Annotated in this window: 10 protein-coding genes; all 10 read left to right on the forward strand. The window is 47.8% G+C overall.

Going from position 1 to position 12,387, the window contains the following annotated elements; all coding sequences use genetic code 11:
- The first annotated feature begins 431 nt into the window (after positions 1-431).
- The 10 genes from AB1797_08785 to AB1797_08830 all read left to right on the forward strand — a co-directional run bounded on the left by AB1797_08785 (position 432) and on the right by AB1797_08830 (position 12,262).
- Positions 432-1,583 carry an RNA-binding domain-containing protein gene (locus tag AB1797_08785; GenBank protein MEW5767704.1) on the forward strand — a complete coding sequence of 384 codons (1,152 nt, stop codon included), beginning with the start codon at positions 432-434 and terminating at the stop codon, positions 1,581-1,583.
- A gap of 25 nt (positions 1,584-1,608) precedes the next feature.
- Positions 1,609-1,953, forward strand: a complete 345-nt coding sequence (locus AB1797_08790; GenBank protein MEW5767705.1) for a type II toxin-antitoxin system HicB family antitoxin — start codon at positions 1,609-1,611, stop codon at positions 1,951-1,953.
- A 647-nt stretch (positions 1,954-2,600) separates the two neighbouring features.
- Entirely contained in the window at positions 2,601-5,816 is a 3,216-nt protein-coding gene (locus AB1797_08795) for an FAD-dependent oxidoreductase (GenBank protein ID MEW5767706.1), read from the forward strand.
- Between the two features lie 23 nt (positions 5,817-5,839).
- Positions 5,840-6,343, forward strand: coding sequence for a hypothetical protein (locus AB1797_08800; protein ID MEW5767707.1), 504 nt, complete (start codon positions 5,840-5,842; stop codon positions 6,341-6,343).
- Positions 6,344-6,645: 302 nt separating this feature from the next.
- Positions 6,646-7,062, forward strand: coding sequence for a hydrogenase iron-sulfur subunit (locus tag AB1797_08805; GenBank protein ID MEW5767708.1), 417 nt, complete (start codon positions 6,646-6,648; stop codon positions 7,060-7,062).
- A 465-nt stretch (positions 7,063-7,527) separates the two neighbouring features.
- Entirely contained in the window at positions 7,528-8,229 is a 702-nt protein-coding gene (locus AB1797_08810) for a methylenetetrahydrofolate reductase C-terminal domain-containing protein (GenBank protein ID MEW5767709.1), read from the forward strand.
- Complete coding sequence (locus AB1797_08815; GenBank protein ID MEW5767710.1) at positions 8,229-9,119, forward strand: methylenetetrahydrofolate reductase; 891 nt, start codon at positions 8,229-8,231, stop codon at positions 9,117-9,119. The genes AB1797_08810 and AB1797_08815 overlap by 1 nt, the downstream gene beginning before the upstream one ends.
- 15 nt (positions 9,120-9,134) lie before the next feature.
- Entirely contained in the window at positions 9,135-9,596 is a 462-nt protein-coding gene (nuoE, locus tag AB1797_08820) for an NADH-quinone oxidoreductase subunit NuoE (GenBank protein MEW5767711.1), read from the forward strand.
- Between the two features lie 15 nt (positions 9,597-9,611).
- Positions 9,612-11,483: an NADH-quinone oxidoreductase subunit NuoF gene (gene nuoF, locus AB1797_08825; GenBank protein MEW5767712.1), complete on the forward strand. Its 1,872-nt coding sequence runs from the start codon at positions 9,612-9,614 to the stop codon at positions 11,481-11,483.
- Between the two features lie 416 nt (positions 11,484-11,899).
- Positions 11,900-12,262, forward strand: a complete 363-nt coding sequence (locus AB1797_08830; GenBank protein ID MEW5767713.1) for a clan AA aspartic protease — start codon at positions 11,900-11,902, stop codon at positions 12,260-12,262.
- Positions 12,263-12,387 lie beyond the last annotated feature (125 nt).

Below are 12,387 nucleotides of genomic sequence, written 5' to 3' on the forward strand. Positions count from 1 at the left end.
ACCACCCTCCCCTAACCCCTCCCATCAAGGGAGGGGAAGCTCTTATGCCGACGCTGTCAGGACAAAAGGAGATGAAACTTAACCCATAGCACTATAATCTGTAATGAGCTTACTTTTTTAACTTGATCTTGAGTAGATACAAGAAATCAGCATATGTCTCAACTACAAGCACCGCAGTTATTCCTGCAACGGTGAATGTGGCTGCCTTGCTAATCCAAATATTTGCCGTGCTTGTAGTTGGGGGATTGGTCTGCCTCGCCCTCAAGAAAGGATGAGCCCGGGCTAACCAATCACTGCACCCGACCAAAAAGCTGGCGCTTTTTGGCGGGTGAGTTTCAGCGTTAGGCCGACTGCTTCGCGCTCGGCCTAACGGCGCAGCGGCTGAGCCGTTACTTTTTGACAATATCTTCACTATTTTCAGGAGAAAAGGTATGAATGAACTTGAATTTAAAGAAAGAATCTTAAATGGCGAGGATTTACATACCGATTTCAAAAAAAAACTTACTGATAATGAAGAACTTGCAAGAGGTATTGTCTGTTTTGCAAATACAGATGGAGGTCAAATAATAATAGGTGTCCGTGATAATGGTGAAATTCCTGGATTAGATAAAAAAGAGATTGATGAAACGATAAGGAGAATTGATGATGTAGCCTTTAATAGATGTGAACCACCCTGTACCGTAGTAACTGAGACATTAATAGTTGATGAGAAAAATATAATAATAGTAAATGTTCCTAAAGGGGAGCAAAGACCTTACAGAACTGGTAGCGGGTTATACTACATCCGAAGTGCAAATAGATGCAGACAGGCATCAAGAGAAGAGTTACTGCGTCTCTTCCATGCTACTGAAAGTATATATTACGATGAGATTGAAATTTTTAAAGCGTCTATTAAAGATATTGACATAAACTTTTCTAAGAAATTTTTAGAAAAGTATTTTGGATTAGAAGTAGAAGATGAAAATTTAATGCACTATTTAATTAATATAAAAGCGCTTTCAAGGAACAAAAAGCCAACCCTGGCAGGAATTATGTTCTTTGCGGAAAATCCTCAATTCTATGTCCCAACTTCAAACATAATTACTGCTTATATAGATGGGAATGATATATCTATTCCGCCATCTGATAAAAAAGAGATCGACGGTAAAATTCCACAAATGCTTGAAGATTGTATTAGATTCCTAAGGATTTATATAAAAGAAAAACATATTATAAAAGGACTTGAAAATGAAAAATATCCTGAGATTGAAGATTTTGTCCTAAGAGAAGCCCTTGTTAACTCAGTCGCACATAGAGATTATACTATTAGTGCTCCTATACGAGTATTTATATTCAACGATAGGATAGAATTTCGGACACCAGGCAAACTACCCAATACGGTCAATATTGAAAACCTTAAAATAGGTGCTGCCCATGTATTGAGAAATCCAACTATATATATATTGTTAAGTAAGATGGGGCTGGTTACTCATACTGGAACTGGAATAAAAAGAATAATAGAATCTGTAAAGAAAACCACGGGTCGTAATGTGAACCTTGAGGTTATTGGGAACGAGTTTATTTTAACTATACCGAGATGGTAATGGGTAGATAGAATAGGGGGAAGATATGGGAAGGATCACAGTCGGGCTTGTCCCACAAGGGCTGCCTTTGAAATGCTTGAGCTGTATAGGGGGAAACTTCCATGTACAGTTCTTAGGGGGGGATGGGGCCCCTGACCTACCCGATCAAAATAATATATTACTTGCAGGAGGAATCATTATGAAAACAAAAATGACTATGATTTACTGGAAAGGAGAAAAGTTTTGGCTTGGAAGACTTCTCGAACATCCAGAAATTATGACGCAAGGAGAGTCTCTTGAAGAATTAGAAGAAAATATTAAGGATGCATATCTAATGATGGCTATGGATGATGTGCCTAAAGAATACGAAATGAAAGAAGTTACGATATGAAACGAGAAGAGTTTATCCGCCAGTTAATGAAAGGGGGCTGTGTTTTATTAAGACCTGCGCAAAGCACGATATTTATATGAATCCCTCTACAGGCAAGAAACAAGCTGTTCCAAGACATACGGAGATTGATAACGATTTAGTAAAACATATCAGAAAATATTTGGGGCTGAAGTAGCCTATAGCTGATTTGAAGGGGCCTATCCTGAACCCCGGCAGCCCACAATCTCGACTGGCCCCAGCCATTCTCACGTTGGTGAAAAATGTCTTGCTCAAAGATGCGAAATACGTGGAGCGAGTGAAGCGTCGCTACCGAATGTTTCGAGACAAGATAGACGGGTTCAAACAAACGAAGCTGAACAAGAGGGCTTAACAAACGCGGTGGCGCCGAACCCTCCTTCGCCCTTCGGGCTACGGTGGGCGGTTCATCGCAGACCGTTTTACATTCGTGCCGTATTAACGCACGACGAGTATAATAAAGGCCAAGGGAAAGAGTAAGCCATGGTGGTAGAAGGCGAGCATCCTCAGTTGTAAATTGCCAATTAATTCAACTAATAAAGAGAACGATTATATCTTAATGGGGGCCGGGATGCAGATGAGTCGTCAACCTGGCGAGGGGAAGAACCGACTTAGAGGCTAAGGAGTATTTAATGATCAAGCTTACTATAAATAATAAAGAAATCGAGGCCCATGAAGGGCAGACGGTCTTAGAGGCAGCTAAAACAGCCGGGATCGAGATACCTACCCTTTGTTACCTCCAGGGAATTCCCCCTTATGGCGGGTGCCGGCTTTGTGTGGTCGAGGTTAGCTCAGGCGGCCGGCCAAGGGTGGTTGTTTCCTGCCTTTATCCGGTGGCGCAAGGGCTTCAGGTTGTTACGGATTCAGAGGAGATCATCAAGATAAGGAAGATCATTGTTGAGCTGCTTCTGGCCAGATGCCCTAACTCGGCGCCTATTCAGAAACTGGCCGCTTCTTTTGGCCTGAAAGAGCCTCGATTCCCAAAGCGAGATGACAACTGCATCCTGTGCGGCCTGTGTGTGCGGGCATGCAATGAGGTGATGGGCCGGGGCGCCATTGGCTTTGTGGGGCGGGGTATTGAACGAAAGGTCAAAGCCCCCTTTGACGGCCGGTCTCCTGTCTGTATGGCTTGCGGCGCCTGCCTCCAGGTCTGTCCCACCGGCGCCATCAGGCCAGAGGATGTTTCTACCCAAGAGGTCCGACCCATCCTTTCCGAATACGACATGAATCTAAAAGGCCGGCCAACCATCTACATCCCTTATCCCCAGGCCGTGCCCAAAAAGGCGGTTATTGATCCAACCACCTGCGTCGGGTTAAATACTGGAAAGTGCCGGGTCTGTGCCGAGGTCTGCGAGGCTAAGGCCATTGATTTTGAGCAGAGAGAAGAAAAGATCAACCTCGATGTCGGTTCTATAATCCTGGCCTCAGGGTTTGAGCTGATTGACCCGAAGATCAAAGGCGAATATGGCTATAGCTATTATCCTAATGTCTTGACTTCCCTTGAATTTGAGCGGTATCTTTCCGCCTCTGGGCCTACGGGTGGCCACGTCATCAGGCCTTCTGACCAGGCTGAGCCTAAAAAGGTCGCCTGGATTCAGTGCGTTGGCAGCCGTGATATAGACCGGCCTTATTGCTCTTCAGTTTGCTGTATGTATGCCACCAAGGAGGCTATTATTGCTAAAGAACATTCACCAGAGCTTGAGCCAACCATATTCTTTATGGATTTGCGGGCCTTTGGCAAGGGATTTGATAAATACTACCAGCGGGCAGAAAAGGAATACGGCGTGCGATATATCAGGTCGCAGGTCTCTAAGGTCTATGAGATGCCCCATACCCGAAATCTTCAGATACGATACCTGGTAAATGGAGACCGGCGGGAGGAAGAGTTTGACCTGGTGGTCCTCTCGGTGGGCTTGCGGACAAAAGAGAAACTGAGACAATTAGCCGACATCTTAGGGGTGGAGAGAAATACCTACGACTTCATCCAGAGTCAGGCATTTTCGTCTACTACCCTGAAGGAAGGCATCTATGCCTGCGGGGCGGTTGAGGAGCCAAAGGATATTCCCGAGACGGTAATGCAGGCCTCGGCCGCGGCAGCCTGTGCAGAAGAGTTGCTGCAGGATGTCCGGGGAGAATTAATCGAGCATAAAGCATATCCTCCCGAAAGGGACATAAATGGCCAGGAACCAAGAATCGGTGTCTTTGTTTGCCGATGTGGGATCAATATTGCGGCCACGGTAGATGTGCCGGCTGTAGTCAAATATGCCGGGACTTTGCCCCATGTGGTCGTTTCTCAAGAGGCTATCTATGCCTGTTCTTCTGATAATCAGGCCAAAATAAGAGAGGCTATAACTAACCATAAACTCAATCGGGTGGTCGTGGCCGCCTGCACGCCCAGGACTCACGAACCGCTCTTTCAGGGGACCATCCGTGAGGCCGGGCTAAACCCCTATCTGTTTGAGATGGCCAATATTCGGGATCAATGTTCCTGGGTGCATCAGAGTCTCCCCGCCGAAGCCACGGCCAAGGCCAAAGACCTGGTCAGAATGGCGGCGGCCAGTTCCAGGCATCTTCAACCCCTTCATTTACTTCAGGCTGAGATAACCCGAGTCGGTCTGGTCATTGGAGGCGGGGTTTCCGGGATGAGGGCCGCTCTGTCGTTGGCCTCGCAGGGTTTTAAGGTCCATCTAATAGAGAAGGAAGCCGAATTAGGCGGCAACCTGCGTCGGGTTTATTTTACCCTGAAGGGTAATGATCCCCAGGCCTATCTGAAGTCCCTGATAGAGCAGATGCGGAATCACCAGTTAATCGAGGTGCATCTGTCCAGCGAACTGGAAGAAATAACCGGCCATGTCGGGCATTTTAAATCCGCCATCCGTAATCCGCAATCCACCCTCGATGAGATTGAGCATGGGGTGTTGATTGTGGCTACAGGTGGGACAGAATACCAGCCCACCGAATACCTTTATGGTCAGGATAAGCGGGTTATTACCCAATTAGAATTGGAGAAGCACCTGGTCTATCCGCCATCTGACATCCGCCATCCGCATTCGGTAGTGATGATCGGCTGTGTTGGTTCCAGAGATGAAGAGCGGCCCTATTGCAGCCGTCTGTGTTGTGCCCAGGCGATTAAGAATGCCCTTAAGATAAAAGAGAAATACCCCCAAACCGATGTTTACTATCTCTATCGAGACATCAGGACTTACGGATTTAAAGAGAGCTATTATCAGGCGGCCAGAGAGGCCGGGGTGATCTTCATTCGATATGATGAAGGACATAAGCCGGAGGTTACTGGCGGTGACAGGCTGCAGGTAAAGGTCAGGGATCCGATCTTAGGCGAAGACCTGATCCTGGAACCGGATTTGATGGTTTTAAACGCGGCGGTAGTGGCTCGACCGGAGGCCAGTAAGATTTCGGAAGCCCTCAAGGTGACCCTGGGAAGTGACGGTTTCTTCTTAGAGGCCCATCTGAAGCTGCGACCGGTAGATTTTGCTACTGACGGCATGTTTCTGGCCGGACTGGCCCATTCACCCAAGCCGCTTTCTGAAAATATCTCCCAGGCGGAAGCGGCGGCCGGCCGGGCGGTCACTGTTCTGGCCAAAGATTATCTGGAGGTGGGCGGGGTAATTTCAGTGGTTGACACCGAGGTATGCGCCGCCTGCTTGACCTGTGTCCGGGCATGTCCTTACGAGGTGCCTTTTATTAATCCTGACGGCGTGGCTGAGATAGATCCGGCCAAATGCCACGGCTGCGGTATCTGTGCGGCTGAATGTCCGGCCAAGGCTATCCAGTTATGTCACTTCCAAGACGTGCAGATTCTGGCTAAGTGTGAAGGGGCTATGCATTAAGAGAAGGAGGGGGGATAAAAATTATGGTAAGAATATTACTGATACTGCTGATCATAGTATTATCATCTGCTTCGACCGCCACGGCTGTTCAGGTAGCTCCAAGGATAACTGACCGGGGGATAATAGAAGCCCTGGCTGTTATACGCGGGGATATTAATAACCTGCAAGGTGACCTCCAGGGTCTGCGAGAGGAGGTTAAAGAGGTTAAAGGTGACCTCCAGGGTCTGCGAGAGGAGGTTAAAGGTGACATTCAGGGTCTGCGAGAGGAAGTTCAACGTTTAGAAGGACGTCTGGACTGGGGGTTTGGTCTATTATTTTCAGGGATGCTGATATTAATGGGATTTGTCTTGTGGGACAGGAGAACTACCTTAGCCCCTCTGGTGAAAGAGATGAAAGAAAAAGACTCTGAGATAGCGGAGCTTAAAAAGCAGGTGAAGGAAGCAATTTTGCTTAAGGATATCCTTCGGGGATATGCGAAAGAAGAACCGAAACTGGCTGGACTTATGAGGGCAGAAGGGTTATTGTAAATGTAACTACTCAAGACTAAGTTAAGCAGTTAGTTGGGAGACAAAGCAAAATTCCCTCTCCCTTGATGGGAGAGGGATAGGGTGAGGGTGAAATGGGCGGGCAATATTATTACTCTTGCTAAAAACCTTAGAAAAAGAGCTACCACCCTCCCCTAACCCCTCCCATCGGGAGGGGAAGCCCTTATGCCGACGCTGTCAGGACAAAAGGAGATGGAACTTAACCCATAGCACTATAATCTGTAATGAGCTTACTTTTTTAACTTGATTTTGAGTAGATACTTGTAAATTAAGGAGACTGGAAAATGGCTGATGATTTCAAACCGAAGATTGTGGCCTTTTGCTGTCATTACTGTGCTTATGGGGCAGCGGATCTGGCCGGTTCTATGCGGCTTCAGTATCCACCTAATATCAGGGTAGTCAGACTTCCATGCACGGGCAAGGTGGATGTGCTGTATCTACTTCGGGCCTTTGAGGAAGGGGCTGATGGCGTCTATGTGGCCGGTTGCCTGGAAGGGAACTGTCACTTCTTAAAGGGCAATATCAGGGCCAGAAAGCGGGTGGAATATGCCAAAAACCTTCTGGATCAGATTGGTTTGGGCGGAGCTCGGTTAGAGATGTATAATATGAGCGCCTCGATGGGCACTAAATTTGCCGAGGTGGCGGCAGAGATGACCAGGCGGATAAAAGAATTGGGGGCCAGTCCACTCAACCGAAAGTGAAATCCCTGTAGATGGTTGGATACAAATGAAAATACGGATTGACACGCCCACTCTAAAGAAGTTTTTCGGTAACCGTTCAGCCACCAAGGCACGAAGACAGGAAGGTCTTAGTGTCTTTGTGGCTGAACACTTACAAAAAAATCAGTGTTTCATCCGTGTCCATCTGTGGCTGAATAGTTACAGATATTAGCTGAAAGAGAATTCAACCACAAATGGTGATTCTTAGAGGCTGTCTGAAAAGTCCTGTTAGGGACGTAATGTTTATAGACATGAGCGCCCACCGTTATTTTTAGTCCCGTTAGGGGCGACATGTTCGCTTTGCTAAGTTTACTTCTTGAACATTTCGCTCCTAACGGAGCTTGGGTTTATGAGAAAAACGGCTACTATAAACATTTTGCCCCTACGGGGCTGATTAACGCATCAACTTTTCAGACAGGCTCTTACTGAGGTTAAGAGAAAGGTGGGATGGTTGATATGATCATTGCGGCACAAAAACCGTTAGAAGAAATAAAGTCAATAGTGACTAAGCACAAAAAAATACTCCTGCTGGGCTGCGGAACCTGCGTTACGGTCTGTATGGCCGGCGGAGAGAAGGAAGTGGGGATATTGGCTTCGGCTTTGCGAATGGCCCGCAGGCTGGCGGGAAACGAGATTGAGATAATTGAGGCTACTATTCTCAGACAGTGTGAATGGGAGTATCTGGAAGAGATAACTCAAAAGGTGGACGAGGTGGAGGCCGTGCTTTCTATGGCTTGTGGGGTAGGCGTCCAGGCTATGGCTCAGCAGTTTCCGGATAAGCTGATCTATCCGGCCCTGAACACGACTTCCCTGGGGATGCCTGTTCAGCCCGGATTATGGGTGGAAAATTGCCGGGGATGCGGCAACTGCGGTCTGGCCAGGTTTGGGGCGGTCTGTCCCATTGCCCGCTGCTCCAAAAATTTATTAAACGGCCCCTGCGGCGGTTCTCAGAACGGCAAATGTGAGGTCAATCCTGAGACAGACTGCGGCTGGCAGTTGATTTATGAGCGGCTGGAAAGGTTGGGTCAACTGGAACTATTAGAAGATATCCTGCCGCCCAAGGATTGGTCTACGGATCGAGATAATGGGCCAAGGCGGACCATCAGAGAAGATGTGTTTATTGCAGATGTTAAGGGAGGGAAGGCATAATGAAGAGACTATTTAAAGATGCCCTGAAATCGGGTGATTTTGTCATTACTACTGAGATCGGCCCTCCCAAAGGCACTAATATTGAAAAGATGCTTCATCATATCGACCTCTTGAAGGATAAAGTGGACGGGCTTAATGTGACCGACAATCAATCATCGGTGATGAGGCTTTCCTCGCTGGCTGTCTGCCACCTGATCAAAGACCGCGGAGGCCAGCCTATCCTTCAGATGACCTGCCGGGACAGAAACCGGATGGCCCTTCAAGCCGACCTGTTATCGGCTTATGTCCTGGGCGTGGAAAATGTCCTCTGTCTGACCGGGGATCATATTATGCTGGGCGACCATAAAGGGGCCAAGCAGGTCTTCGATTTGGACTCGGTGCAATTAATTGCCGCCGTCAGGACGTTAGAGGGCGGTAAGGATATCGGGGGAAACGACCTGGATGGGGCGGTCTCTTTTTGTGTCGGGGCGACGGCTACGCCGGAGGCGGACAGGATGGGACCCCAATTATTGAAATTCAGAAAGAAGATCAAGGCCGGGGCAGAATTTTTTCAGACCCAGGCCGTCTATGACATGGACAAGTTAAAGGAATTTATGAAATATGCTGGCCAGTTTGAAGAAGTGAAGATACTGGCCGGGATACTGGTGCTGACCTCGGTCGGTATGGCCACGTACCTGAACGCCAAGGTAGCCGGCGTAACGGTTCCGGAAAAACTTATTGAAGAAGTCAAGTCGGCCGGAAAAGGGCAGGGGATCGTCAAGGGCAAGGAGATCGCGGCCCGACATATTAAGCAGATAAAAGAAGAGGGCATCTGCCATGGGGTTCATTTGATGGCTATCGGCAAAGAGGAGATCGTGCCTGAGATACTTAAGATGGCCGGGATAAAATAGGAGGTGAGGAAATCAATGGAAAGAGAAAAGGCGGATAAATTACAAGCCATTATTGAAAAATACAAGGGAATAAAGGGTGCTTTGATTCCGGCCCTTCAGGAAGTGCAGGACTTATTTAATTACTTACCGGATAAGGCCCTCCAGGCGGTGGGAAAGGGCTTAAAGATTCCTTTAAGCCGCATCTATGGCGTGGTCACCTTTTACACCCAATTTCATCTTGTTCCTCAGGGTAAGAATTCTATTCACGTCTGTACCGGGACGGCCTGCCACGTCAAAGGGGCTAAAAAGATCCTTGAAAGGATAGAAAGTCTACTGGGGATTAAAGATGGGGACACTACCGAAGACCTTAATTTTACTTTAAGATCGGTTCGTTGTGTGGGCACATGTTTCCTGGCCCCGGTGATGATGATCAACCAGGATTATTTTGGAGAATTGGCTGAAAAGAAAATAGAAGAGGCCATCAAACAGTATAATTAGAAGAGGAGTGGACTTATGGAACAACGATTATTTAAGACATTCGATGATTTGGCTCAATACCGTAAATCATTGAATACCCTGAATGACCCTGATAAAACTTATGTTCGTATCTGCATGACCGGATGCCGGGCGCGTGGGGCGGCCAGTGTGCGAGATGCCTTGGCCACAGGCATTGAAGAAAAAGGATTAAAGGATAAGATAGAGGTAATAGAGACCGGCTGTATGGGGTTTTGTGCCAAGGCGCCGGTGATGGTCATTGATCCGGCGGATATATTCTATCAAGGGGTAACGCCTGAAGATGCCCTGGATATTATAGAAAAGACCCTCATTAATAATAAGGTGGTAAACAGGCTGTGCCTTAAAGGTCCTAAAGGGGGAGCCAAGATAGTTCATTCCAAAGACATCCCCTTTTATAAGGATCAGAAAACGATTGTTCTGCGTAACTGCGGCCGGATTAATCCCACCAGTCTGGCTCACTATATTGAAAGAGATGGATATTCGGCCCTGGCTAAGACGCTTTCGGAGATGCCTGCCGAGGGCGTGATTGAAGAGGTGAAACAATCGGGTTTGCGTGGCCGCGGCGGCGGCGGCTTTCCCACCGGCCTGAAATGGCAATTTGCCAGGGCAGCCAAGGAGACGCCCAAATACATTATATGTAATGCCGATGAAGGTGATCCCGGCGCCTTTATGGACCGGGCCGTCCTAGAAGGAGACCCCCATTCTGTAATTGAAGGCATGATTATCGGGGGGTATGCTATTGGATCTAATGAAGGTTATATCTATGTCCGGGCGGAATATCCGATTGCCGTAGACCATCTGACCATAGCCATTGCCCAGGCGGAAGAGGCCGGGCTGTTAGGAGAAAATATCCTGGGTTCTGGTTTCAGCTTTAAATTAAAGATCAAACAAGGGGCCGGGGCCTTTGTCTGCGGGGAAGAAACAGCCCTGATAGCCTCGATTGAAGGCAAGCAAGGCCGCCCCAGGCCGCGGCCGCCTTTTCCAGTCCAGTCAGGACTCTGGGGGAAGCCGACCAATATTAACAATGTGGAAACGTGGGCCAATATTCCGCCGATTATCCTTAACTCTGCTTCCTGGTTCAGCAGTCTGGGCACTGAAAGGAGTAAAGGCACCAAGGTCTTTGCCCTGGCCGGCAAGATAAACAATACCGGACTGGTGGAAGTCCCCATGGGGATTAGCCTGCGCCAAGTCATCTTTGATATCGGGGGGGGCATACCCAAGGACAAGAAATTCAAGGCGGTTCAAATAGGTGGGCCCTCAGGCGGATGTGTCCCGGCTGAGCATTTAGACCTGCCGATCGATTATGATTCATTGCAGGAAATGGGCGCTATTATGGGCTCCGGCGGCATGGTCATTGTGGACGAGAACAATTGTATGGTTGAATTGGCCAGGTTCTTCCTGGAATTCACCCAGGATGAGTCTTGCGGCAAATGCGTTCCATGCCGGATAGGCACCAAAAGAATGTTAGAGATATTAACCAGGATCACCTGGGGGGAAGGGAAGGAAGAGGATATTGACACCCTGGTCAAGCTTGGCCGAATGATTAAGGATTCCTCCCTTTGCGGTCTGGGCCAAACCGCGCCTAATCCTGTTCTTTCCTCTATTAGATACTTCAGAGACGAGTATGAAACTCACATCAAGGAGAAAAGATGCGCCGCCGGCAGTTGTAAGGAGCTGACCACTTATGTCATTAACCCTGAAATGTGTACGGGTTGTATGCTTTGTGCCAAGAGATGTCCCAACGTCGCCATTACAGGGGAAAAGAAAAGGCCTTATACCATAGACCCCACAAAATGTATCAAATGCGGTCTCTGTTTTGAGTCCTGTAAATTCAAGGCGGTGGAGATTAAAGGGGCTAATTCAGCTTAAATATGCTTGAGGTGGCTTTACCATACAGCGAGAAAAAATCATTAGTCTGGATGAAAAGATCCTTCAGTGGTTTAAATATGCCGCCCGCCGTCATAGCGGATACCAGACCATGATGAGCGAAGTGCTTAAATCCTACGTCTCGATATTCAAGTTTTTTCGACCTGCGCCGTCAGACTTTCAGGGGTTGAAACCGCTAAAGCGGTTATGATTCTGGATATTATCCTATCCGTAACACCCTGATAAATCAGAGTGCTAAACTCAAGTAAACATATGAGAATAGCACCCCGATTTATCGGGGTGAATCGGAGAACACTAACAAACCAAAGCAACCGCTTTAGCGGTTTTTAAGAAAACCTTGGATATCGAGTATGTGGATGTGCAGGAAATGAAACAACTTCAGAAGATGAGGTAATGTAATGGGTACCATTAAGGTTACGACCACTATCACCAATCTGGCCAAATCCAGGGAAGGATATGAGGCCGAGTTTTTAGTGGATACAGGGTCGATTGATTGTATGGCTCCTGAAGGCAAGCTGAAAGAAGCAGGTATTGAAGTTGAAGGTAAAGATGTATATGAATTAGCTAATGGGCAGCCGGTAGAATATAACTACGGATATGCCCGAGTTGCCTTTATGGGTTCGGAAACGGTGGCTCAAGTTATTTTTGGGCCGGAAGAAGCAGAACCGATCCTTGGTGTGGTAGCCCTGGAAAATGTAGGGATTGCCGTCGACCCGGTTTCGAGGACTTTAAAGAGGATGACGGCAAAGTCATTGAAGTAGACCGGAGCAATGAGGAATGTAGGGATTGCCGTCGACCCGGTTTCGAGGACTTTAAAGAGGATGACGGCAAAGTCATTGAAGTAGACCGGAGCAATGAGGAATGTAGGGATTGCCGTCGACCCGGT

The organism is bacterium, from assembly GCA_040753085.1.
Classification (GTDB): domain Bacteria; phylum UBA9089; class JASEGY01; order JASEGY01; family JASEGY01; genus JASEGY01.